The 22,899-nt window shown below is 68.5% G+C and carries 18 protein-coding genes and 2 tRNA genes; 12 read left to right on the plus strand and 8 right to left on the minus strand.

The window, feature by feature from the left end:
• Positions 1 to 236 precede the first annotated feature (236 nt).
• Positions 237 to 950: a hypothetical protein gene (locus ACO2Q1_RS08260; protein ID WP_423329020.1), complete on the plus strand. Its 714-nt coding sequence runs from the start codon at positions 237 to 239 to the stop codon at positions 948 to 950.
• Between the two features lie 294 nt (positions 951 to 1,244).
• On the opposite strand, the gene ACO2Q1_RS08265 is transcribed toward ACO2Q1_RS08260, so the two are convergent.
• The 5 genes from ACO2Q1_RS08265 to ACO2Q1_RS08285 all read right to left on the minus strand — a co-directional run bounded on the left by ACO2Q1_RS08265 (position 1,245) and on the right by ACO2Q1_RS08285 (position 8,276).
• Positions 1,245 to 1,970 carry a TlyA family RNA methyltransferase gene (locus tag ACO2Q1_RS08265; protein ID WP_423329021.1) on the minus strand — a complete coding sequence of 242 codons (726 nt, stop codon included), beginning with the start codon at positions 1,968 to 1,970 and terminating at the stop codon, positions 1,245 to 1,247.
• A gap of 151 nt (positions 1,971 to 2,121) precedes the next feature.
• Positions 2,122 to 4,932, minus strand: coding sequence for a valine--tRNA ligase (locus ACO2Q1_RS08270; RefSeq protein ID WP_423329022.1), 2,811 nt, complete (start codon positions 4,930 to 4,932; stop codon positions 2,122 to 2,124).
• Between the two features lie 222 nt (positions 4,933 to 5,154).
• Entirely contained in the window at positions 5,155 to 5,769 is a 615-nt protein-coding gene (locus tag ACO2Q1_RS08275) for a DUF2497 domain-containing protein (RefSeq protein WP_423329023.1), read from the minus strand.
• A gap of 199 nt (positions 5,770 to 5,968) precedes the next feature.
• Positions 5,969 to 7,444, minus strand: a complete 1,476-nt coding sequence (locus ACO2Q1_RS08280) for a TolC family outer membrane protein (protein ID WP_423329024.1) — start codon at positions 7,442 to 7,444, stop codon at positions 5,969 to 5,971.
• Between the two features lie 202 nt (positions 7,445 to 7,646).
• Positions 7,647 to 8,276, minus strand: coding sequence for a protein-L-isoaspartate O-methyltransferase family protein (locus tag ACO2Q1_RS08285; RefSeq protein WP_423329025.1), 630 nt, complete (start codon positions 8,274 to 8,276; stop codon positions 7,647 to 7,649).
• Between the two features lie 127 nt (positions 8,277 to 8,403).
• Between ACO2Q1_RS08285 and ACO2Q1_RS08290 the strand changes: the two genes are divergently transcribed.
• Positions 8,404 to 8,477, plus strand: a tRNA-Cys gene (locus ACO2Q1_RS08290).
• 15 nt (positions 8,478 to 8,492) lie between these two features.
• Here ACO2Q1_RS08290 and ACO2Q1_RS08295 read toward each other — a convergent pair.
• Complete coding sequence (locus tag ACO2Q1_RS08295; RefSeq protein ID WP_423329026.1) at positions 8,493 to 9,422, minus strand: LysR family transcriptional regulator; 930 nt, start codon at positions 9,420 to 9,422, stop codon at positions 8,493 to 8,495.
• A gap of 128 nt (positions 9,423 to 9,550) precedes the next feature.
• Between ACO2Q1_RS08295 and ACO2Q1_RS08300 the strand changes: the two genes are divergently transcribed.
• The gene (locus ACO2Q1_RS08300; RefSeq protein WP_423329027.1) at positions 9,551 to 10,249 is read left to right on the plus strand and encodes a pirin family protein; all 699 of its coding nucleotides are present in this window, start codon (positions 9,551 to 9,553) and stop codon (positions 10,247 to 10,249) included.
• A gap of 68 nt (positions 10,250 to 10,317) precedes the next feature.
• Positions 10,318 to 10,710 (plus strand): DoxX family protein, encoded by a 393-nt coding sequence (locus tag ACO2Q1_RS08305; RefSeq protein ID WP_423329028.1) that lies wholly within the window; start codon positions 10,318 to 10,320, stop codon positions 10,708 to 10,710.
• Positions 10,711 to 10,774: 64 nt separating this feature from the next.
• Here ACO2Q1_RS08305 and ACO2Q1_RS08310 read toward each other — a convergent pair whose 3' ends face one another.
• Together ACO2Q1_RS08310 and ACO2Q1_RS08315 are read right to left on the minus strand one after the other, a co-directional pair.
• Positions 10,775 to 12,430 carry a M28 family metallopeptidase gene (locus ACO2Q1_RS08310; protein WP_423329029.1) on the minus strand — a complete coding sequence of 552 codons (1,656 nt, stop codon included), beginning with the start codon at positions 12,428 to 12,430 and terminating at the stop codon, positions 10,775 to 10,777.
• Positions 12,431 to 12,770: 340 nt separating this feature from the next.
• Complete coding sequence (locus ACO2Q1_RS08315; protein ID WP_423329030.1) at positions 12,771 to 13,565, minus strand: TrmH family RNA methyltransferase; 795 nt, start codon at positions 13,563 to 13,565, stop codon at positions 12,771 to 12,773.
• A gap of 68 nt (positions 13,566 to 13,633) precedes the next feature.
• On the opposite strand from ACO2Q1_RS08315, the gene ACO2Q1_RS08320 reads away from it, so the two are divergent.
• The 8 genes from ACO2Q1_RS08320 to ACO2Q1_RS08355 all read left to right on the plus strand — a co-directional run bounded on the left by ACO2Q1_RS08320 (position 13,634) and on the right by ACO2Q1_RS08355 (position 22,821).
• A tRNA-Asn gene (locus tag ACO2Q1_RS08320) sits at positions 13,634 to 13,708 on the plus strand.
• 175 nt (positions 13,709 to 13,883) lie between these two features.
• The gene (locus tag ACO2Q1_RS08325) at positions 13,884 to 16,604 is read left to right on the plus strand and encodes a protein kinase domain-containing protein (protein WP_423329031.1); all 2,721 of its coding nucleotides are present in this window, start codon (positions 13,884 to 13,886) and stop codon (positions 16,602 to 16,604) included.
• A 112-nt stretch (positions 16,605 to 16,716) separates the two neighbouring features.
• Positions 16,717 to 17,475 carry a hypothetical protein gene (locus ACO2Q1_RS08330; protein ID WP_423329032.1) on the plus strand — a complete coding sequence of 253 codons (759 nt, stop codon included), beginning with the start codon at positions 16,717 to 16,719 and terminating at the stop codon, positions 17,473 to 17,475.
• A gap of 106 nt (positions 17,476 to 17,581) precedes the next feature.
• Positions 17,582 to 18,550 (plus strand): hypothetical protein, encoded by a 969-nt coding sequence (locus ACO2Q1_RS08335; RefSeq protein ID WP_423329033.1) that lies wholly within the window; start codon positions 17,582 to 17,584, stop codon positions 18,548 to 18,550.
• An 11-nt stretch (positions 18,551 to 18,561) separates the two neighbouring features.
• Positions 18,562 to 19,317 carry a hypothetical protein gene (locus ACO2Q1_RS08340; RefSeq protein ID WP_423329034.1) on the plus strand — a complete coding sequence of 252 codons (756 nt, stop codon included), beginning with the start codon at positions 18,562 to 18,564 and terminating at the stop codon, positions 19,315 to 19,317.
• 392 nt (positions 19,318 to 19,709) lie between these two features.
• The gene (locus ACO2Q1_RS08345; RefSeq protein WP_423329035.1) at positions 19,710 to 20,597 is read left to right on the plus strand and encodes a WecB/TagA/CpsF family glycosyltransferase; all 888 of its coding nucleotides are present in this window, start codon (positions 19,710 to 19,712) and stop codon (positions 20,595 to 20,597) included.
• Entirely contained in the window at positions 20,594 to 21,967 is a 1,374-nt protein-coding gene (locus ACO2Q1_RS08350; RefSeq protein WP_423329036.1) for a lipopolysaccharide biosynthesis protein, read from the plus strand. The genes ACO2Q1_RS08345 and ACO2Q1_RS08350 overlap by 4 nt, the downstream gene beginning before the upstream one ends.
• Positions 21,964 to 22,821 carry a hypothetical protein gene (locus ACO2Q1_RS08355; RefSeq protein WP_423329037.1) on the plus strand — a complete coding sequence of 286 codons (858 nt, stop codon included), beginning with the start codon at positions 21,964 to 21,966 and terminating at the stop codon, positions 22,819 to 22,821. The genes ACO2Q1_RS08350 and ACO2Q1_RS08355 overlap by 4 nt, the downstream gene beginning before the upstream one ends.
• Positions 22,822 to 22,899 lie beyond the last annotated feature (78 nt).

A 22,899-nucleotide genomic window follows, 5' to 3' on the forward strand; every position in this document is an offset into this window, starting at 1 on the left:
CTGTCAGTGACCAAGGGATGCGCCGCGCCCCGTCCAAAGTCATTTTAACTCGAGGTCATGACCTCGAATTAATCCAGCCGCGACGGGGGTTTTCCGGAAAGTTCCGTCGCTTCAAAGCCCCGATCACGCGCGAGCTGGACTGTTCAACGGCCGTTCATGTTCGAATCCTTAACCCTGTCGGCAACGGAGGGGCGGCTGAACCGTTCAGCCCGCATCCACTTCAGGGGTTTCACGCCATGTTCACCCGTCTTGCCCGGCCCGCGATGATCGCCGCCGCCGCCGCGGCCGCCCTCAGCGCCGTTCCCGCCGCCGCCTCGGCCCAGGTCTACACCCACCAGGGCTATGTGCCCGGCTACGGCGGCCAGACCTACGCCTATCCCGACTATTGCGAGCGCAACCGCCAGGGCCGCACCGGCGCCGGGGCCGTGATCGGCGCGGGCGCGGGGGCAGTGATCGGCTCGCAGCTGGCCGCGCGCGGTCGTCGCACCGAGGGTTCGATCCTGGGCGGCGTCCTGGGCGCCGTGGTCGGATCGGCCGCCGGTCGCGGATCGGGCGACCAGTGCTACGGCTATCGCGACGACTATCGGGACGGCTACGCCTATTCGCCGAACCCGCCCGCCTATTCCAGCGGATACGGCTACTCCCAGTCCTACGGCCACAGCCCGTCCTATTCCTCGGGCTACAGCTACGGCAGCGGCTACGGGAGCAGCTATGGCGGCGGCTCGGTCTATTATGACGAGAACGGCTACGGCCCCTATTCGTCCGATCCCCGCCATGGCGACCGCTACGGCTCGGGCGGCGGCTATTACGACCGCGACGACCGGGGCCGGTATGACAACGATGGCTGCCGCCTGGCTGAAAGCCGCATCCGCCTGCCCGACGGGCGCAGCGAGACCCGCTATGTCCGCACCTGCCCCGACCGATCGGGCCGTTATCGCGTCGTGGACTGACTTTCAGCCCCCCTGTGCAGTTCGCGATGTGACGGAAGCCGCCGGCGGATCCCTCCGCCGGCGGTTTTTCTTTGTTTGTGGCGCTATGCTCGGCTCGCGGAACCTCGCGGCTTGAGCGCGGGGTTGATGTGATCGGCGCTATGCTCGGCTCATGCGTTCTCCCTCCCCTTCATGGGGAGGGATGGTGAGGCGAAGCCGAACCCGGGTGGGGATGTCCAATCCACGCTCGCGACTTCAAACTTCCCCACCCTGATCGCTACGCGATCGTCCCTCCACATGAAGGGGAGGGAGAGGTCAGGCCCGACGGGCCCAGACGAGGAATTCGACATTGCCGTCGCCGCCGGAGATGGGGCTATCGGCGGTTTCGAGGACGGTCCAGCCCTCGCCTTCCAGCCAGGCCACGACCCGATCCAGCGTCGCCTGGCGCGCCTCGGCGTCACGCACCACCCCGCCCCGTCCGACGTCCTTGCGGCTGTCCATCTCGAACTGCGGCTTGACCAGGGTAACGAGGTCCGCGTCCGGCGCAGCCAGCGACAGGGCGACGGGCAGGACCTTCGTCAGGCTGATGAAGCTGGCGTCGCAGACGATCAGGCCGGGCGGAACGGGAATCAGGTCGGGCGTCAGGTCGCGCGCGTCGGTCTTCTCCAGATCGACGACGCGGGCATCGGACGCGATGCGGGGATGGAGCTGCCCCTGCCCCACGTCGACGGCGAAGACACGGGCGGCGCCGCGCTCCAGACAGACCTCGGTGAAGCCCCCGGTTGAGGCGCCGACGTCCAGAACCGTGCGCCCCTCGACCGCCACGGGCCAGAGGGTGAGGGCGTGATCCAGTTTCAGGGCACCGCGGCCGACGAAGCGGTGCGCGGCCTCGGCGGTGAGGACGGCGTCGTCGGCGACCTGTTCCGACGGCTTCTTCACCACGACGCCGTTCGCCGTGACCAGACCGGCCTCGATGGCGGCCTTGGCCCGGGCGCGGGTATCGAACAGGCCGCGCTGGATCAGCAGGTGGTCGATCCTCACTTCCTTCTCCCCTCGGGGGAGAAGGTGGCTCGCGTAGCGAGACGGATGAGGGGGTTGCCCGTCGCACATCGAACATCAACCGAAGAGGATGGCCTGACCAGCCCCCTCATCCGGCCCTCCGGGCCACCTTCTCCCCCGAGGGGAGAAGGGGTCACAGCGAACTCAAACGTTGCAGCGCCGCCTCGAGACGGGCCTTGCCGGCTTCGGCCTCGGCCAGTTTGGCGCGTTGTTCCTCGATGACGGCGGGGGCGGCCTTGGCGACGAAGTTGGGGTTGCCGAGCTTCTTGTTGAAATGGCCGATGTCGCTGTCGAAGGCGGCGATCTCCTTGGCCAGACGGGTCCTCTCGGCGGTCAGGTCGATGATTCCGGCCAGGGACAGGGCCGCCGTCGCCCCGCCGGAGACGAAGGTGACGGCGCCCTCGGGCGCGGCGTCGACGACGGAGATTTCAGATACGCGACCAAGAGTAATCAGAAGATTCTGATGACTATCGATCCGCCCGGCCGTGGTCGAATCCGGCGCGACGAAGGCCAGGGGCGGCTTGGCGGACGGGGGCACGTTCATCTCGGCGCGCAGGCCGCGGATTTCGGTGACCAGATCGACCAGCCAGCCGATCTCGGCCTCGGCCTCAGGGTCCGCGAAGTCGTCCGGCAGGACCGGCCATTCAGCGCCGATCAGCAGGGTCTCGCGAGCCGGCCCCTCCTTGCCCAGTTCGGCCCAAAGCTCCTCGGTGATGAAGGGCATGACCGGGTGCAGCAGCTTCAGCGTCTGATCCAGCGTCCAGGCGGTCATGGCGCGGGTCTCGGCCCTGGCGGCCTCATCCGACCCGTTGAACACCGGCTTGGCCAGTTCCAGATACCAGTCGCAGAAGACGTTCCAGACGAAGCGGTAGAGGGCCGAGGCCGCGTCGTCGAAGCGGCCGCCCTCGATGGCCTCGGCCACCTGACGTTCCGCCTTCAGCAGTTCGCCGCGAATCCAGCGGTTGATCGTCTGGTCGACCGTGGCGGGATCGAAGCCCTCGACGCGCTTGGCCTCGTTCACCTGGCTGAAGCGGGCGGCGTTCCACAGCTTGGTGCCGAAGTTGCGATAGCCCTCGATCCGCTGCTTCGACAGCTTGATGTCGCGCGTGCCCGACAGGATGGCCATGGTGAAGCGCAGCGGGTCGGCGCCCAGTTCGTCGATGATGGTCAAGGGATCGATGACGTTCCCCTTGGACTTCGACATCTTCTGGCCCTTCTCGTCGCGGACCAGACCGTTGATGATGACCCGCCGGAACGGGACCTCATCCATGAAGTGCAGGCCCATCATCATCATCCGGGCGACCCAGAAGAAGATGATGTCCGCCGCCGTGACCAGATCGCTGGTCGGATAGAAGCGTTCCAGATCCTCGGTCTTCTCCGGCCAGCCCATGGTCGAGAAGGGCCACAGGGCCGAGGAGAACCAGGTGTCGAGGACGTCCTCGTCCTGATGCAGGACGACCTCATGGTCATAGTCGGCCATCGCCTGTTCGCGGGCGTCGGTTTCCGTTTCGGCGACGTAGATCTCGCCATTGGGGCCATACCAGGCCGGGATGCGGTGACCCCACCAGAGTTGGCGCGAGATGCACCAGGGCTCGATATTGCGCAGCCATTCGAAATAGATCTTCGAATAGGAGGCGGGTTCAAAGGTGGTCGCGCCGGTCTCGACCGCCTTGATGGCGGGCTGGGCCAGGGTATGGGCGTCGACGTACCATTGATCCGTCAGCCAGGGCTCGATGACGACGCCGGAACGGTCGCCATGCGGGACCATGTGCTTCGTCTTCTCGATCTCTTTCAGCCAGCCCTCGGCCTCGGCGCGGGCGACAATGGCCTTGCGCGCGGCGAAGCGGTCGAGGCCCCTAAGTTCTTCCGGGATGGCATCGACTGTCGGCGGGCCAAGCAGGCCATCTTCGTCAGCGTGCTGGACTCCATTGACCACGGCCTTGTGGCCGAAACTGAAGTCATCCAGCGGCGAGGAGATGATCCTGCCATAGGCATCCAGAATGTTGATTGATGGCAAACCCGCTCGCTTGCCGACCTGGAAATCGTTGAAGTCGTGCGCCGGGGTGATCTTCACCGCGCCCGATCCCTTGGTCGGATCGGCGTAGTCGTCGGCGACGATGGGAATGCGACGGCCGGTGATGGGCAGGATCACCGACTTGCCGACGATCGAGGCGTAGCGTTCATCGTCCGGGTGCACGGCCACGCCGGTGTCGCCCAGCATGGTCTCGGGCCGGGTGGTGGCGACGACGATGTAATCGCGCGTCTCCCATTCGGTCGCCTTGCCGTCCTCGTCGAAGGCGACGGGGTGTTCGTAGGTGACGCCATCCGCCAGCGGATAGGCGAAGTGCCAGTAGGCGCCCTCGACCTCGCGCTGTTCGACCTCCAGGTCCGAGATGGCGGTCTGGAAATGCGGGTCCCAGTTCACCAGCCGCTTGTCTCGATAGATCAGGCCCTCCTTGTGCAGCTGCACGAAGACCTTACGGACGGCGTCCTGGAGGTTGGGATCGAGGGTGAAGCGTTCGCGCGACCAGTCGCAGGATGATCCCAGGCGGCGCAGCTGACCCTGGATGGCTCCGGCGCTGGTGGCCTTCCAGTCCCAGACCTTCTCGACGAAGGCGTCGCGGCCCATGTCGCGGCGGCTGATGTTGCCCGCCGCCGCAAGCTGGCGCTCGACCACCATCTGGGTCGCGATGCCCGCATGGTCAGTGCCGGGCAGCCACAGCACGGCCTTGCCCTTCATCCGGTGATAGCGGGCCAGGATGTCCTGAAGCGTGTTGTTCAGGGCGTGGCCGATGTGCAGGGTTCCCGTCACGTTCGGCGGCGGAATGACGATCGAATAGCACTGGGCCGAGGCGTCCGTCTTCGGCGCGAACAGACCCGACGCCTCCCACTGGGCGTAGAGGCGCGGCTCGGCGGCCTGGGGATCGAAGGTCTTTTCAAGCATGGCGGTCGTCTTCGTTCGTTCGGCGAACTCCCTTGCCGTGCACCCCGGCGCAGGCCGGGGTCCAGACGGTCGGATGGGCGAAACTCGCGAGCCGACCCGGGATTTCGTGGAGCGGGAACTCCTCTGGATCCCGGCCTTCGCCGGGATGCACGGTTGGGGAATGAAAAAGGGCGGCCCCACCCGGAGCCGCCCCTGATCCTTAGTCGCGGGTGTGGCGAAGGGCTAGACGCTGCGCGAGATGCGCTCGACTTCCTTGCGTACCGCCTCCTCGACGATGCCGGGCAGATTGGCGTCGAGCCAGTCCTTCAGCATCGGGCGCAGCATGTCGGCGACCATGGCCTCGACGGTCGAGCCGCTGGCGAAGGTCAGGTCCGCAGCCGGGGCGGCGGCGGAGGATGCGGGCTTTTTCAGCGCGTGCAGGCCGGCGAAGGCCGAGGCGGCGCTGGCGGCGGCGCTTTCCCCGACCAGGGCGTCATAATCGGGCGCGGCTGCGGTCGGAGCGGCAGGCTCCGGCTCGGGCTCAGGCTCGACATAGCTGCTGGTGTAGGCGTCCTCGGGGCCGGACACATCCAGGTCGCCGATGGATTCGACCGGTGCGGCCTCATAGGGCTCGGTGAGGTCCAGAACGTCGTCCTCGGCCTCGAAGATCGGCTCAGGCTCCGGCATCGGAAAGGGCGCGGCCTCGGCCACGGGCTCCGGCTCGGGTTCGGGCGCGGGAGCAGGCTGCGGCGCGGGAGCCGCGGCGGCCGTTTCGGCAGGCTGGTCGTCCTCGGAGATGATCCGGCGAATGGACGCCAGGATTTCCTCCATGGTCGGTTCCTGGGACTGGTCGGTCATGCCTAACCTCGAACGGCCTGAAGCGGGATGCGTCGGGGACGCGGGGAGAAACGTATCGCCGACCGGCGCTCCGACTCCCGCAGGCTCCCGCCGCGAACGCCTGTCGTCGCATCAACGCCCGATGGAATCAACGCGCCATTTCCTTAGTTTGGGTTAAGCGCGTCGCAGAACCGCCCCGGAAACGGGCGGCGGCGGTCGCTCAGTCGCCGACGGCCGGAGCCGCTGCGGCCGTGTCGGCCTTGAGCTGGGCGTCGATCGGGGCGTCCTCGGCGTCGGCGGCCGGAACCACCGGCGGCGCGGCGATCCGATCCAGGGCCTCGATCGCCGGATCCCACGGCAGGGCCCCGCGCCAGCGCACGGCCGCCGCATTGGCGCCGGCGTCATAGGCGTCGATCGCGGCGACCAGACGCGGGCCTTCCAGACGACCCATGGCCGCCAGAACGGCCGCCTGGGCGACGTATTCGTTGCGACGGGCCGAGACCAGGTTCACCTGGGCGGCGCGCAGCTCCAGCTCCTGGTTCAGCACGTCCAGGGTGGTGCGCAGGCCCACCTGGGCCTCCTGGCGCACGCCCTCGGCGGCGACCGAGGCGGCGCGAACCGCCTGCTCGCCCGCGGCGACGCTGGACCGGGCCGACACCAGCTGGGCGTAGGCGGAGGACACGTCTTGCAGCACGCCGCGACGCTGGCCCTCCAGGTCGATCTGGGCGGCGTTGGCCGTCTCCAGGGCCTGGGCCACGCGCGAACGGTTCAGCCCGCCGGTGAACAGGGGCACCGACAGGGAGGCCCCGGCGGTGAAGGCGGTGCGATCCGTCAGGTCGAAGTTCGACAGGTCGCTGGACCCGCCATAGGAGGCGGTGGCGCGCACCGACGGCAGATATTCGGAACGGGCGGCGGCGACGCGGGCCTCGGCGGCGCGCAGGGCGAACTCGGCGCCGCGAACGGCCGGGTTCTCGACCAGGCCGACGTCCAGGGCGGAATCGAAATCGGCCGGGACGCCCGGCAGGGCGACGGGCGCCTCCAGATTGGTCGGCGCCTGGCCGACCACGGCGGCGTAGGCGGCGCGCGACACCGACAGCTGGGCCTGGGCCTGGGCCAGATCGGCCTCGGACTGGGCCAGACGGGCCTGGGCCTGGGCGACGTCGGTGCGGGTGATCTCGCCGACCTCGAAGCGGGCGTCGGCCTCGTCCAGCTGACGGCGCAGGACGGCCAGATTGTCCTGGCGAATGGTCAGGATCTCCATGTCGCGACGCACGTCGACATAGGCCTGGATGACCGAGGCGAGCACGGCCTGCTCGACCCCGCGCAGCTGCTCGCGCCCGGCCAGGACATTGGCCTCGGCGGCGCCGATCGCGTGGCCGACGCGACCGCCGGTGTAGAGGTTCTGGCTCAGGCCGACGCCGACGCCCAGGGTGTCGGTCTCGACCACGCCGGCCGGGGTGTCGGCGCGCGAATAGTCGACGTCGGCGCTGACGCTGATCGTCGGACGCAGACCGGCGCGGGCCTGGGGCACGCTTTCATCCAAGGCCCGCTGGTTGGCGCGCTGGGCCAGCAGGGTCGGATTGGTGCGGTAGGCCAGGGCGATCGCGTCCGACAGGGTCTCGGCCGAAACCGGCGCGGCGACGGCGGCCAGGGCGAACAGGGCGACAGAGGCCAGCACCGACGAGCGTTTCAACATCTTCAATCCCCAGAGGGCGCGCACGCCGCGCCTCACCTTGCTGCACCGGCGTAGAGCGCATTCCCGATACGTCGCGCCAGTTAAGTTTTTTTCACGCGGACGCCAGCCATGTCCGTCGCAAATCCCGTGACCGATCGTAACCCTGACGCGAAAGACACGAAAGGACGCGATTTCTGGACGTCCGCTGCCTTGGACAGACGGTTCAGAGGGCGAAGGTCGGCTCGGGCGTCAGCTCAGCCAGGACGTCGGGATGGGCGTCGAACAGCTCGCGCCGCGACACGCCCGCGGCGCCGCGCACATACAGCACGGCCTTGCCCGCCGCGCCCGGACGCTCGACCACCACCAGACGGCCGCCGATCTTCAGGGCGGCGATCCAGGCCTCGGGCCGGGCGGCGACGGCGCCTTCGCTGATGATGATGTCCCAGTCGCCGGCCGCCGGCTGGGTCAACGGCGCGACCACCGTCTGGACGCCCGCCTCAGCCAGGGCGGCGCCCGCGACCTCAAACACGGCGGCGTCCGATTCCTGGGCGGTGACCGTCAGACCCATCCGCGCCAGCACCGCCGCCGCATAGGGGGCGGCGACGGCCAGGACGGTCTCGCCCTCGCGCGCGTCGAGATTCTGCAACAGCTTGGACAGGTCGCGGGCCAGCATCAGTTTGCGCCCGGCCGCGATCTCGACCTCGACCTCGGCATAGGCGGCGAAGGCCCGGTCGGCGGGCACGAAGCGCTCGCGCGGCACGGCCAGCATGGCCGCCTGCACGGCGCGGTCGGTGACGTCGTTCACCCGCACCTGGGAATCCACCATGACCTTTCGAGCGGCGGCGTAGTCCATGGGGCGAATCCTGATCTGGGGCGAACGAGAGAATTGTGCGGCGCTTATAGGTCCGTGCGTTGCGGCGGACAATCCGATCTGATAGCGAACGCCCCTCGCGATGGCGGGGCGGTTCAGAACCGCCGACGGCCTGATGGCGGAGTGGTGACGCAGAGGACTGCAAATCCTTGCACCCGGGTTCGATTCCCGGTCAGGCCTCCATCGCGAGCTTTCTTCTTATTCCACCCGATCCCCCGGCCATAGCGGGGCGGCGAAGCGGGCGGCGAGGTAGTCCATCAGGGCGCTGACCCGCGCCGGGCGCGGCCCCCCTCCCCCCGGCGCGACCAGGTGCAGGGAGATGGGCGGCAGGGACCAGTCGGGGAGGATGACCTCCAGCCGGCCCTCGGCGACATCCCGCCAGTGAATGAAGTCGGGCTGTTCGGCGACGCCCAGCCCCGCCCGCACCGCATGGGTCAGGGCGTCGGCGTTGTTGGCGCGCATGGGGCCGTGCAGGCGCACCGACGCCTCTTGCCCCGTCGTCCGGTGCGTCAACCGCCAGGTGTTGGCCGTGGGGAGATAGGCGTAGCCGAGGCAGGCGTGGCGGGCGAGGTCGTCGGGATGCCGGGGACGCCCCCTCTGGTCCAGATAGGCCGGGGCGGCGACGATGCAGCGCCGCACGGTCCGCAGCCGTCGCGCCGTCAAAGAGGAATCGGCGAGGGCCGCGATCCGCAGGGCGCAGTCGAAGCCGCCGCCGACCAGGTCGATGACCTCGTCCGACAGGTGCAGGTCCACCGAGACGTCCGGATGGCCGGCCAGAAACTCCGGCAGGGCCGGCGCGACATAGGCCATGCCGAACGACATCGGCGCGGCCAGCCGCACCAGACCGCGCGGGCTGACGGCCTGATCCATGGCCTCGCACTCGGCGGCCTCGGCCTCGGCCGTCATGGCCGCCGCCCGCGCCGCCAGCATCCGGCCCGTCTCGGTCAGGGCGAAGCGGCGCGAGGTCCGGTGCAGCAGGGTGGTGCCCAGCCGCTGCTCCAGCCGGGTCACCGCCTTGGACACCGTCGCCTTGGACAGGCCCAAAGCCTCTCCGGCTCCGGAAAAGGACTGGGTCTCGGCCACCCGGGCGAAGATGGCCAGGGCTTCGAGATCGGGCAGCTTGGACAAGGGCGATCACCTTCGGAACGAAACGATGAGTTTCATTCGTTTCTATTTCTGATCTGAAAGCGATCTCTATCTTGACGTCAAGCCAGAGCGGTCGCTCCCTGCGACACGCTCCCAACCGGAGACCCGACATGATCGACGTCAGACCCTTCAGCAGCCTGGGCGGAGCGAACCACGGCTGGCTGAACGCCAAACACCATTTCTCCTTCGCCAACTACTATGATCCCTCGCGGATGAGCTGGGGCAATCTGCGCGTCTGGAATGACGACGAGATCGCGCCGGGCACGGGCTTTCCGCCCCACCCCCACTCGGACATGGAGATCATCACCTATGTCCGCGAAGGAGCCATCACCCACGAAGACAGCCTGGGCAACAAGGGCCGCACCGAGGCCGGCGACGTCCAGGTGATGAGCGCCGGCACCGGCATCCGCCACGCCGAATACAACGCCGAGCCGATCCTGACCCGCATCTTCCAGATCTGGATCGAGCCGACCAAGCGGGGCGAAAAGCCGTCCTGGGGCGCCAAGCCCTTCCCCAAGGGGGATCGCGCCGGTGAGTTTGTGATCCTGGCCTCGGGCTTCGAGGGGGACGGCGACGTCCTGCCCATCCGCACCGACGCCCGCATCGTGGCGGCGACGCTGAAGGCTGGCGAGACCGCTGAGTATCCGCTGGGCGCCGACCGTCGCGGCTATCTCGTTCCGGCGATGGGCGACGTGGAGATCAACGGCGTGCGCGTCAACGCTCGCGACGGCGCCGCCATCCGCGACGTCGATGTCCTGAAGGTCACGGCCGTCAACGACGCCGAACTGGTGCTGGTCGACGCGGCCTGACGCAACTGCAGTGGCTTAACCGGCGTCGCATCGGGCGACGCCGGTCCTCTTCATCATCGAGAAGAATAATGACTTCCTTCAATAGCGCTGACTGGGCCCCACGCGCCCTGGCCGCCCTACGCATCGTCGCCGGCGTCCTGTTCCTGGCTCACGGCGTGATCAAACTGTTCGGCTTTCCCGAGGGCGCCCAGCCCGGTCAGGTCGAGAACCTGCTCAGCCTCATGGGCATTGGCGCGATCATCGAACTGGTCACCGGCGCCCTGATCGTGCTGGGCCTGTTCGTGCGCCCGGCCGCCTTCCTGGCCTCGGGCACGATGGCCGTGGCCTACTGGATGTTCCACGCCCCCTCCAGCCCCTATCCGGCCGTCAACGGCGGCGACGCGGCCATCCTGTTCTGCTTCGTCTTTCTGTACCTCGCCGCCGCCGGCGGCGGGGCCTGGCAGTTGAAGAAGGGCGGCTGAAGACCAGCTGAGCCTGGCGGTCGAAAGGCCGACGGCCCGGGAGCGATCCCGGGCCGTTTTCCGTTCAGGGCCGCTGCGACGCGCTGGCCTCGCGCACGGCCTCGAACTCATTGCCCGGTGTCCACCTCGGCCAGTCGGTGCCGTTCGCCAGGTCGCGGCCGACCTTGTAGAGCAGGGCCACATCGGCTGCGGCGCCGGAGAGGTCCCAGGGCGAGGTCCATTCGTCGGTCGGCTGGTGGTAGCGGTTGCGGACGTAGTCGCGACTGGCCTCGGACGCGCCTGTGAAGCCCGCCGCCGCGAACAGGGCCGGCACGCCCATCTTGGCCAGGGGGAAGTGGTCCGAGCGATAGAAGGCGCCGACCTGGGGCGCCGGATCGGGGATCAGTCGCCGACCCTCGACGGCCGCATCGCGCGCCAGCCGGTCCTGAACATCGGTCTTGCCATAGCCGATGACCACGATCTCCTCCGAGGGCGGGCCGGCCAGCAGACTGTCCATATTGATGTTGGCGACGGTCGTCTCCAGCGGGGCCAGGGGATGGGCCGCATAGTGATAGGCGCCGAGCAGGCCGGCCTCCTCCGCGCCCCAGGACACGAACATCACCGACCGCTCGGTGCGCGGGGCCGCCGCAAACAGTCGCGCCAGCTCGATCACGGCCGCCACGCCCGAGGCGTTGTCGACCGCCCCGTTATAGATGTCGTCGCCGGCCGCATTGGCCACAGCCCGGCCGTAGGCGTCCCAGTGGGCCCCGTACATGACCGTCTCGTTGGGCCGCGTCGTCCCGGTGAGGCGCGCCGCCACATTGCGCGTGGTCAGACGCTCGAACCGGTGACCGATGTCGAAGGACATCGACACGCCGTCCAGCGTCACCGGTCGGAAGTCGGACCGCTGGGCGGCCGCCTTCAGCGTGGCGAAGTCGAGGCCCGCCGCCTGCATCAGCCGCGCCGCCTGGGCCTGCTGGATCCAGCCCTGGACCTTGACCCGTTCCTTCTCGGGATCGGCGCGGACGATGTCCAGGCCGGCGGCGGTGGAGGAGTTCTGCAGCGTGGTCCAGGGATAACCGGCCCCGGCGGTCTCATGGATGACCAGCACGCCCGCCGCGCCGCGCCGCGCCGCCTCCTCGAACTTGTAGACCCAGCGGCCGTAGTAGGTCATGCCCTGGCCCTCGAACTTGCCGGCCACGGGACTGTCGGCCGGGACCTCGAAGTCGGGATCGTTGACGAGCACCAGCATGATTTTGCCGGTCAGGTCCACGTCCTTGAAATCATCCCAGCCGCGCTCCGGCGCATCGACGCCGTAGCCGACGAAGACCACCGGCGCGTCGGTCACCGTAATGCGCGCCTGGGGGCGATGGCTGTTGGCGATCACCTCGGTCGCGCGCTTGAGGGCGACCGTCTCGCCGCCGGGAAGGGCGGCGGAGATCGAGGCCGGCCCCTCCTGCACGAACCGGTTGATCGGCACGGTCTGGAACCAGCCGCCGTCGTCGCCGGCCGGCTCGAGCCCGAGGGCCTGGAACTGGGCGGCGATATACTGGACCGCCTTTTCCTCGCCGGGCGTCGTCGGGCCCCGGCCTTCCATGGCGTCGTCCGCCAGGGCGGCGATATGGGCGTTGAGCCGATCCTCGGACACCCGCGTCGGTTCGCCGGCGGCGCCGGTCGAGGCGCACCCCGCCAGCACGGTCGTCGCCAGAATCAGGGACAGCGGAACGGCGGTTCGGAACATGGGCGGGCTCGGGCAAAGAAAAGGGCGGGGAGGTCCGCAACCCTGCCCCGCCCGGCCGCACCTTGTCGAGACGAAGTCTCAGACCGGCGCAGTCATCCAGCCCACCGTGGCGGCGACGCTGACACACAGCGCGACGACGCCGAACGCGACCAGCGGCCGCGCCTTGCGATGGAAGAATTCCAGGATCATGAACGCCTCCCCCGATTGGTTCCTGCCGCAATCTGGACATACACCCAAATCCCGCGCAAGCGCCTTCGCGACTAAAACGCTGAAAAACGACAGATTTTCCCCATATCGGCGATCCGGGATCATCGCCTTCGCCCGACAGGCGAAGGCGGGCTCAGACGCGCGACAACTGATGCAGGGCCACAGCCGCAGCCGTGGCGACGTTGAGGGAATCGAATCCGCCTGACATCGGGATGGCGACCGGGCGACAGCGGGCGATAACGGCCGCAGGCAGACCCGGCCCCTCGGAGCCGACCAGCAGCGCCCTTCGTCCGCCGGGCCCCAGGCCCGACAGCGGCTCGGTCGCGCCGGGGGTCAGGGCGATGATCTCGAACCCGGCGGCGGCCAGGGCGTCGATTGTCTGGTCCAGCGGCAAGGGCGCCGGACAGGGCGTCCGCAGCACCGCCCCGACCGACACCCGGATGGCCTTGCGATAAAAGGGGTCCGCGCAACGGTCGTCCAGCACCACCGCCCCGGCGCCGAAGGCCGCCGCATTGCGGAACAGGCCGCCGATGTTGTCGTGATTTCCGACCCCCGACGCCGCCAGCACCACCGCATCCGGGCCCAGTCCCGCCAGCACGTCGGACAGCGATTGGGGCGCCGGCTTTTCGCCGAGACCCAGCAGCCCCCGGTGCAGCGGAAAACCGGCGATCGAGTCCAGCACGGCCTGCGGCGCGGAATACGCCATCGCGTCCGTCGGCATGGCCGCCAGGACGTCGCCCATCGAGTCCAGCCTGTGTTCGGCGATCAGCACCGACCGCAACCGGCACAGGGAGGACGGCGCCGTGATCTGTCGCAGGACCACCGCCCCCTCGGCCACGAACAGCCCCTGACGGCCTGTCAGGTCGCGTTCGCGGATGTCGCGATAGGCGGCCACGGCGGGGTCGTCGGGGTCCCGAATACGGATCACGTCGAAGTGCATATTTCCCGTTGCCACACGCGCCGCCCCGCTGCTATAGGCCCGCCTCCCGAGCATGTTCCGCAGTAGCTCAGTGGTAGAGCAGCCGACTGTTAATCGGCTGGTCGTAGGTTCGAATCCTACCTGCGGAGCCACTCGGCCCGACCGCCTCGCCGGGCGTGTCAGTCCCCTCTTCCCCCCGAAAAGTGACGACGGCCGCAGGTCCGCCGACCGGATGGCCGGCGTCGTCGCCGACTGTAGCGGGCGCCGGCGTTTCCGGGCTAGGCTGGCCGCTGGATCAATGCGCGATCATCGCCACTGGGGGAGACGGTGCAGCAGAACGCCCTGATGAGGTCCGGCCGCAGGCGCCGGTGGCTGTTCGCTGACGCCGTCTTCGACGAACCCAGCTGGAGCCTGTCGGTCAGGGAGCGGCGCATGGACCTGGAGGGCAAGCCCCTGCTGGTCCTTCTGGAACTGCTGCTCCACGCCGGCGAGACCGTCACCCGCGACGAACTGCTCGACGCCGTCTGGCCGGACGTCCATGTCGTCGAAGCCTCGCTGACCACCGCCATCTCCAAGCTGCGCAAGGCGCTCGGCGACCGGACGGGAAAGGTGATCGAGACCGTGCCGAAGATCGGCTATCGGCTGGCCGCCCCGGTCCAGGTTCAGGACGTGGGGGAGACGCCCGTGGTCCGGTTCGACTTCTCCCCCGGCGACGCCGTTCCCGGACGTCCTCAGTGGCGGCTGGCCGCCGTTCTCGGCGATCCGGAGGCGAACGACGTCTGGCGCGCGGTTCATGAGAAGTCCGACGAGGTCCGGATCTTCAAGTTCGCCGATTCGGGCGACCGGCTCGCCGCCCTGCGCCGCGAGGTGACCCTGTATCGCGTGCTCCGCCGCGCCCTCGGCGACGCCCATCCGGGCGTCGATCTGCTGGAATGGAATTTCGACCGGCGCCCCTACTGGATCGAAAGCCGAGACGGCGGACTGGAGCTGGAGGCGGCTGTTACGGCCCGGGACCCGGATCGAAGGGATGCGGCGCTCGGACTGGAGCTGGCCGAAAAGCTGTGCCGCGCCGTCGCCGCCGCCCACGGCGCGGGCGTGCTGCACGAGGATCTCAAGCCGTCGAACATCCTGGTGGCGACCGGAACGGACGGCGCGCCGATCGTCAGGCTGGCCGATTTCGGCAACGGGCGGCTGCTGGACGCCGCCGTCCTCGCCCGATTGAACATCTCCGGCGTTCTCGACGACGCCGAGGACGGTGCCAGCGGCGCGGGGACGCGCGCCTATATGGCCCCCGAGCTGTTGCGGGGCGAAGCGCCCAGCGTGGGGTCTGATGTCTACGCTCTCGGCCTGATCATTCTCCAGCTCGCCACCCGGGATTTCAGCCGGACCTTCGCGCCGGGCTGGGAATCCGGTGTCGAGGACGAACTTCTGCGGGACGACATCGCCGCCGCAAGCGCCAGCGATCCGGCCCTTCGGCTGAGGGACGCCGCCGCCCTGGCCGACCGGCTGGCGACGCTTTCCGAACGGCGCGCGGCGCTGGCCGAAAGGCGCGACGCCCTGGCCAGGCTACAACGGCTGGAGATGCGGGAGACGGCTCGCCGCGCCCAGCGACCGGCCGTGATCGCCGCCGTCTCGGCCGCCGCCGTCGGTCTGGCCATCGCGCTCGGCGGCGGCACCATAGCCTTGCAGCAGCGCAACGAGGCGCGCCAGGCCCTGGCGCTGAGCGAGGCCAGCTACGCCTTTCTGGCTGACGACGTGCTGGGCAGCCCTGACCCGACCCGCGCCAGCCAGGCCGAGGAATCCCTGGTCGAGGCGATCGTCAGGGCCGGGACCGCGATCGACCACCGTTTCGACGGGCAGCCGTTGATCGCCGCCCGCCTGCATGCGTCCCTGGCCCGCGCCTTCGATCAGCGGTCGGACTATCCGAGAGCCTTCAACTTCTACAATTCCGCGGACGGCCAGTTCCGTCGCGCCGGACAGGGGGACGAGCCGGCGGCGATCATCAACCGCCTGCAGTGGGCGACCGCCGAGGCCCTGTCGACGCGGGAAGGCGGCGTGGCCAGCGCCCGCAGACGGGTGGCGGCTGAGGAGGCTCGCATCGAGGCGACCGAGCCGGACGACGAGCTCCGCTTCTGGAGAGAGTCAGCCAGGGCGCATATCGCCCTGGCCGAGAGCAACGGACCCGAAGCCCTGGCGCGGTTCGGCGCCGCCCGCGCCTGGGCGGAGAACCACCCTGCAAACTTCACCCCCGTGCAGCGGCTGAACATCGTGCAACGGCACGCCTTCATGCTGCTGAGGATGGGCAAGGCGCAGGAGGCCGAACCGGTTTTCCGCCAACTGGTCTCGGAGATGGCCGGTCTGCAGGGAAAGGATCACCCCGACACCCTGCTGCTACGATTGAATCTGGCCCAATCCCTGATGCTGCAGCATCGGCATGAGGCGGCGGTCGAGGCGTTCGACGCCCTGCTGCCGATGATGGAGCTTCGGCTGGGTCGGGACCATCGCCATACCCTTTTGCTCCTGGCGGCCAGACAGCAGTCGCGCGGATCGCTCGGGCTCTACGCCGAGGCGGCTGCGGACGGCGACCGGGTCTGGCGGGCCGCCGAGGCCAAGGACGGCGCGGGCTCGTTCGCCGCCGTCGCCGGTCGCACAGACACGGGCATCAACCAGTGCCGCGCAGGCGCCACCATATCGGGCCAGGCGTTGATCCGGGCCGCCCACTCCGCCGTCAAGGTGTCGGGCGTCGGCGCACCGGCGCTCGAAAATGCGGTGCGCGCCGCCCTCGCCGACTGCCTGATCATCGCCGGGCGGCATCGGGACGCCGAGGCTTTGCTGACCGACATCGACGCGACCGCGGTGGGACAACTGGTCGGGGATGCGAACTGGGGCGCCGGCCTGGATCTGATGAAGGCTGAAATCGCCTGGGTCGAAGGACGAACGGCGGAGGCCCGGACCCTGCTGGCCCGGGCCGGGCCGGGGCTGGCCGACAATCGCGACCGGTTCACCCGGCAGCGCCAGGAGCGCCTGGCGACGGCCCTGGTGGGCTGAATGCGAGCTTCAGCTTTTCTTTAGATCGCCTTGCGGCCGCGCGTGCGGCCGAGGGCCAGTCTGTCCTCCGTTCGGGACGCCGCTGGGGCGCCCGTCGCGAGGAGGGCAGAAGATGAAGGGACGAATTCTGGGCGTGGACGCCGACGGGTCGGGCGTCATCGTCAACGACGCCGGGAGCCGCTTCCGGTTCGGGCCGACCGACTGGCGCGGCGAGCGCCGGCCCGCCGCCGGATCGGCCGTCGATTTCGAGGTTCGGGACGACGGCGCCCGCGACATCTATCCGGCCATATCCGCGATCAGCGGCCTCGGCGCCGCCGTGGATCTCGACGCCATTCGCTCGAGCGAAGCCGCGTCCCGTATCCAGACCCTGTCGCGACAGCAGGCCGCCGTTCCTCTGGCCGCTTCGGCGCTGACGGTGATCGCCTTCTTCCTGCCCGCCCTGTCGGCGCCGGAGCTCTCCACCACCCTGTTCACCCTGGACAAGGTGCCGCGCCTGATGGCCTCGGCCGGCGCGGTGATGGGCGGGGACGGCGGCCTCGGCCTTGTCGGATCCCTGCTCTGGCTGCGCTTCGCCGCGCCGCTGGCCGCCATCGGTCTGGTGTTCATGATCGTGACAGGCCGGCCCTATGGACGTGTGCCGTTGATCGCCGGCGTCGCGGCCATCTTCGCCGGCGCCCTGCCCTTCCTGATCAAGGGCGCGATCATCAGCAAGCTGGAGGCAAGCGGCTACGGCGCGGCCATGAGCGGCTCCGTCGACGCCTTGATGGACGTAGGCCTGGGCGCCTGGCTCTGCCTGCTCGCGGGCGCCGCCCAGATCGCCGCCGGCCTGGGCGTGCTGAAGAACCCCTTCGCGGCCAGGTCCTCGAACTGACATGCGCCGGCCGGAGCCGCTCGGCGCCCCGGCTCGGATTCTCCTCGATCTCGCGACGTGGATGCGAACCACCGCCTCCCCTGTCGCCTTCAAAGGACACTCTGTCATGCGTTTCCCGTACACATCCTCCATCGTCCTGGCGCTCGCCCTGGGTCTCGTCGGCTGCGGCTCGGGCGAGACGACGGACGACGGCTCGGCCGGGGGTCTGCTCAACGCCGAACCCGGCTCCGCCGCAGCTGTCGCCAACGAGGCGCGGGGCAAGGTTCGGTGCCCGGCCCGGATCGCCACCCCGGCGCCCGCTGCGGGTTCTCCGACCGTGGACGTCATCGGTCTTCGCCCCGGCCTCACCTATGACGAGGCCGCCAACCTTGTGCTCTGCGACAATCCGCTGATGACCGTCACGGAAGAGAAGTATCGCGGATTCAACATCGACAACGGCGGCCAGAGCTGGCGCAAGGGCTTCACCGGCGCCTTCGCCCAAGCCCAGTCCAACCTCACGCCCGAGCAGCAGTTGCAGGAGACGCTGCGTGAGGCCAGCGCCCGCAGCGCCGGGGCCCGGCCCCGGGACGAGGTCAACCCCGGCGAATCCCGCGTCTATGTCGCCACGATCGGCCTGCCGGGTCAGGAGCGGGTGATCTCGGCGTCGCGTCGGGAGCGGTACGCCGACGGCGCCAACCCGACGATGGCCAACGTGGTCGCCGCCCTGACCGGCAAGTACGGCGCACCGACGGCGGACGACGATCAGGGTCGGCGGCGGGTGCTGAAATGGGCCTATGACCCGTCCGGTCGGCGCATTCTCGAGACCTCGCCGTACTTCTTCAGCTGCTCCGCGCCGGCGAACCCCGACTCCGGCAGCAATCTGTCGCCGAAATGCGGCGTCGTGGTGCAGGCCGAGCTCGTCGCCGGAAACGACAATCCGGACCTCGCCGAAAGCCTGTCTGTCGGCGTCATCGATCAGGCGGGCGGATATCGCCTGTTGTCCGAGGTCGAACAGGCCTTCGCAAACCAGGACCAGGCGCGCCGCGCCGCCGAGGTCGAACGCGCCGCCGCCCAGGGCGCGGCGCCCAAGCTCTAGGAGAGACGCACATGAAATATCTCATCCCGATGATCGCCGGCCTGGGCCTGATGCTGGCCTCCTGCGACCGATCGCCCGAAAAGGCCGAGACCGGAGCGGGCGGGGCCTCAGCGAGCGGGGCCTCGGCACCCGGCGCCGCTCCGGCCGGCGGCGCGCCGTCGGCCCTGCCCCAGGGCGACGCCGCCGCTGCGCCGTCTGCGGCCCTGGCCGGCCGCACGGCCGAGCTCGTCAATCCGGACGAGCAGACCATGATTTTCCTCTACTACGATCTGGCGGGACTCGCGCCGCCCATCGAGAGCTGGATCTCCGAGGACAGCGATGTCCGGTACGGGCCGGCCGAAGCCAAGCCGGCCAGACGCGAGGAGCTTCGCGCCGCCTATGCGGCGGCCCAGGCCAGCGTTCGCAACGTGGGACGACTGCGCCTGACCGTGCAGTCGAACCTCAGTGAATACGACCCGTCCTACGGCGAGTTCACCGTCCAGGCTCTGGCCCCCGGCTCGACCTACGACTTCCGCGCCTTCTCGCGATCGGTGACGTTGCGCCTGGCCAACGGTCAGGCCGCGCAACGCTGGGCCGTGGCGCCGGCCGAAGCCCAGAAGATCAAGGATCGCGTCTCCTATCTGCGGAGCACGCAAGTCGACGTCCTGCTGCAGATCACCGGTGTTCAGCCCGGAAAGGACGGCGGCTCCATCACCGCCAACGTCATCTCGTACGAGATCCGCGATCGCTCCGCCGGGGTTCTGGGCCGGGTGCAGGTCGCGCCCTGACTCCCACGGGATCGCCTGGCCGGAAGCGGTCGGGCTCCGATTCCAGCCTTCGATGCGCCGGCCAGGCTTCACGCCCGGCCGGCGTCATTGCGTTCGCCGGACCGGCAGACGTACACCGCCGAGGTCACGCCCGCGCCTGAATGATTTTGCACCGCACACATAACGAAAGTCATCGACACGCATCAAGCGACGCCCGACTTTCGCACCAGAGCTGCCTCGCCGGACACGCCCCTCCCTGATGGGAGGCCTATCTTCGTGCAATTCGCGTGCCCCCGCCTGCGTTTTTCAGAGCACCCCATTTCCCATATTGCATTGCAGCGCAATAACGTATCTTTGTTATTAAGATAAACACGGTCGCCGATCGTCGGTCCGCGTCCGGGTTGGATTTCATGATGGTGGGGGCCATGGTGGACGGACGGGGTTGGACGGCGACGGCGGAAGCCGTCAGCGACACGGTTACGGCTGACGAGACGCGTGAAGCGCAGATTGCGCGCATGCGCCAGGGCGGACATCGCCGGGTGCTTCATGTGCGTATCGGAGGCGTTCCCGTCGCGCTTCTGTCCCGCACGGGCCTGATCGATCGCATGCTGCATGACGCGCCTACGGTGCGCAGGTCGGGCGGTCCGCCCTGGCTGGTGTTCGACGCCAACGGCCACGCCCTGTCGATGGCCGCGACGGATCCCGCGTTTCGGGACGCCCTGGAGCAGGCCGACATCGTCCATGCCGACGGCGGCGTGATCGTCGCCGCCTCCCGCCTGATCGGGGGCGGCCATACGATCCCGGACCGGTCGGCGACGACCGACGTCTATATAGACAGTCTGGTCGCCTGCGCCGCGCGCGGCCTGCGGATCTATCTGCTGGGCGGCAAGCCGGGCGTGGCCGAGGCCTGTGCGCGCCGCTCCCTCGACCTGGCCCCCGGCCTGAACATCGTCGGCGTCCGTGACGGCTATTTTTCAGAGGCCGAAGAGGCGTCGGTCGTCGCGGAGATCAACGCCGCCCAGGCCGACGTCGTCTGGGTCGGCCTGGGCAAGCCGAAGGAGCAGGCCTTCTGCCTGCGCCGCCGGGAGGAGCTGAGCTGCGGCTGGCTGGTGACCTGCGGCGGCCTGTTCAACTATCTGACGGGCGACTATCCGCGCGCGCCCCGCTGGATGCAGCGCACCGGCCTGGAATGGGCCCACCGCCTGGCCACCAATCCGCGCCACCTTCTCTGGCGATACCTCACCACCAATCCGCACGCCCTGTGGCTGATCGCGACGCGAACCGAGCGGGCCCGTCCATGAGCACGGGCACCTCCGCCAGAACACGCATCAGGGAGGGCGCCGCCAGTCTGATAGGCGCGGCCAACAGTCTGCAGGTCCGAAAGCTGGTTGGCGGCGCAGCCTTGAGCGGCGGCCTGAAACTGATCGGGATGGGCCTTGGCTTCCTGTTCTACCTCGCGGTCGCCGCCGTCACAGGACCGGAGGCTTACGGTGTTTTCGCCGCCGGATTCTCGCTGGCGACAATCGCCGGCTTCGCAGCCACTTTGGGCCAGCACACAGCCGTGCTTCGCTTCTGGCCTGCCATCGATCAAATCCACGGCCCCGGCGTGGCCTCCCATGCGATTGTCCGCAGTTTTCGGCTGACGCTGGCCGGCTCGATAGCGGTCGCCGTCGCATTGTTCATCGTCGGAATCGTCCAACGGCGAGTCGCGGGCGGCGGGCCTGCAGAAGAGTTCTACCTCGTCGTGGGCGTGCTCGGCGCCGCCTTCGCCCTGTCAGAATTTGCGGTAGCCGCAGCGCGCGCACGCGGCGCCCTCTGGTGGGCGCTGGCGCCGAGGGACATCGGATGGCGGGTGTTGGTGATCGCCGTTTGCGGCGGCGTCGCCCTGCTGCCGGCGACAGCCGACCGCCATGTCGCCATCTCCGGGCCGGTGGCCCTGCTGATCGCCGCCGTCACCCTGCTGCTGGTGACTGCGCCACAACTCGCCATTGTTCTGAAAGGCGCCGCCGCCGATGTCCGGCAGCACTTTCTGCCGCTGGAGGAGAAGCGAGCGATGATCCGCGCGACGCCAGGTCTCTGGGGCGGAGCTATCGCTGAACCCATCGGCAATCAGGCCGCCACCCTGATCGTCGGCCTCGCCCTGGGTCCTGTCGCAGCAGGCGCCTTTTTTGCGGCCAGCCGGCTATCTCAACTCCTGGCCATACCGCTCGTCGGCATCACCATGGTCTCCGCCCCCATGATGGCTCGAGCCTGGAGGGGCAATGCCGTGAACGAGCTTCGCGGGATATTCTGGGGGACGGCGGCGGCGGCGACGCTCGGCACCGCTGTCGGCGTCATCGGAATGGCGTTTGTCGGCCGAACCGCGCTGGCGATGTTTGACCCGCACTACGCGTCTGCCTTCCTCGTCCTTCTCATACTCAGCGCCTCTCAACTGGTGAACGCCGCCGCCGGGTCGGTGAAGACGCTTTACCAGATGACCGGTCACGACAGGCGCTTCCTGGCCATCGAGACGCTCTGGGCGCTGGCCGGGATCGGGATGGTGTGGTGGGGCGGCGTCAACCATGGCCTCGTCGGCGCAGCACTCGGCTTTTTGGCGCAAAGGTTCGCTCGAAACCTCCATGCACTGCTTGGTCTGCCCACCTTGCTCCGATACGGGAGAGCGGAGTCATGACCGGCGGCCGAGGCGAGAATAGTCCCAATATCGGCTTCTTCAGTCTTCGAACGCAGTTCGAAAATGTCGGCGATGCGCTGATCAACCGGGAATTGATCCGTTTGATGGCTGGCGAGGGCCCAACTCACGTCGATCTGTCTCGATGCCCGCCCGAGTTCAGAAGGACCCTGGCCCTACAGGACATTCCCAACGTCAGGATCGCCGCCAACTCGAAAGAGTTGTTCTGGAAACTGTTGCTGGAAGCGTGGGCGGGGCGTCGTCCGTTCTATTTCCTCAGCCCTGGAGGCTACACCGGGGACGTCACCGGCTTCCTGAAGCGTGGGGCGAATCTGGTCGCGCTGGCTATGCTCAGGATGTTGGGCGTTCGCCTGGTGCAGGTCGGAACCTCGTACGACAACCTGTCGACGCGTCACGCCTGGCTGCTGCGCATGCGATCCAAGCTTCTCTGGGCGCACCATGTCAGAGACTCGGAGAGCCTTGGATACGGGCGCAGCCTGGGCATGAATGTCCACGGCGTAATGCCGGATCTGGCGTTCAATATCTTTGACCAGGATACGGGCGACCGAGCCATGACCGGAAAGGCGGCGATTTGCTTTCGGTCTGATCAGTACCCCGATCAACTTGCTGAAGTTGAACAGATCGTCACACGCCACCTGATCCAATCATTCTCATCTCTTGTGATCGTGGTTCAGGTCGATCGCGACATCGTGGGCGCCACGAAGTTGAAATCCAGCTTGGCGCAACTCGGGTATCGACAGGTCGAGATCGAGGTTTGCGCCCATGATCTCAAGGCCTGCGCCGCAATTGACGTGACCCCCGTTTCTCATCCAGCCATAACAAGAGTCCGTCGTTGATCTGAGCTGGGGTTGTTGGGGTTGGCAAGAGGCCGGTCTGCGCAGCCATCAACCAGCGCAGCAGGCCGGCCGATCTGT

The organism is Brevundimonas sp. VNH65 (genome assembly GCF_049445955.1).
Taxonomy (GTDB): Bacteria; Pseudomonadota; Alphaproteobacteria; order Caulobacterales; family Caulobacteraceae; genus Brevundimonas.

Coding starts and splice junctions, on each gene's coding strand:
- ACO2Q1_RS08260 (WP_423329020.1), top strand. CDS start 237: ATGTTCACCCGTCTTGCCCGGCCCGCGATGATCGCCGCCGCCGCCGCG.
- ACO2Q1_RS08270 (WP_423329022.1), bottom strand. CDS start 4,932: ATGCTTGAAAAGACCTTCGATCCCCAGGCCGCCGAGCCGCGCCTCTAC.
- ACO2Q1_RS08275 (WP_423329023.1), bottom strand. CDS start 5,769: ATGACCGACCAGTCCCAGGAACCGACCATGGAGGAAATCCTGGCGTCC.
- ACO2Q1_RS08280 (WP_423329024.1), bottom strand. CDS start 7,444: ATGTTGAAACGCTCGTCGGTGCTGGCCTCTGTCGCCCTGTTCGCCCTG.
- ACO2Q1_RS08285 (WP_423329025.1), bottom strand. CDS start 8,276: ATGGACTACGCCGCCGCTCGAAAGGTCATGGTGGATTCCCAGGTGCGG.
- ACO2Q1_RS08300 (WP_423329027.1), top strand. CDS start 9,551: ATGATCGACGTCAGACCCTTCAGCAGCCTGGGCGGAGCGAACCACGGC.
- ACO2Q1_RS08305 (WP_423329028.1), top strand. CDS start 10,318: ATGACTTCCTTCAATAGCGCTGACTGGGCCCCACGCGCCCTGGCCGCC.
- ACO2Q1_RS08310 (WP_423329029.1), bottom strand. CDS start 12,430: ATGTTCCGAACCGCCGTTCCGCTGTCCCTGATTCTGGCGACGACCGTG.
- ACO2Q1_RS08330 (WP_423329032.1), top strand. CDS start 16,717: ATGAAGGGACGAATTCTGGGCGTGGACGCCGACGGGTCGGGCGTCATC.
- ACO2Q1_RS08335 (WP_423329033.1), top strand. CDS start 17,582: ATGCGTTTCCCGTACACATCCTCCATCGTCCTGGCGCTCGCCCTGGGT.
- ACO2Q1_RS08340 (WP_423329034.1), top strand. CDS start 18,562: ATGAAATATCTCATCCCGATGATCGCCGGCCTGGGCCTGATGCTGGCC.
- ACO2Q1_RS08345 (WP_423329035.1), top strand. CDS start 19,710: ATGGTGGGGGCCATGGTGGACGGACGGGGTTGGACGGCGACGGCGGAA.
- ACO2Q1_RS08350 (WP_423329036.1), top strand. CDS start 20,594: ATGAGCACGGGCACCTCCGCCAGAACACGCATCAGGGAGGGCGCCGCC.
- ACO2Q1_RS08355 (WP_423329037.1), top strand. CDS start 21,964: ATGACCGGCGGCCGAGGCGAGAATAGTCCCAATATCGGCTTCTTCAGT.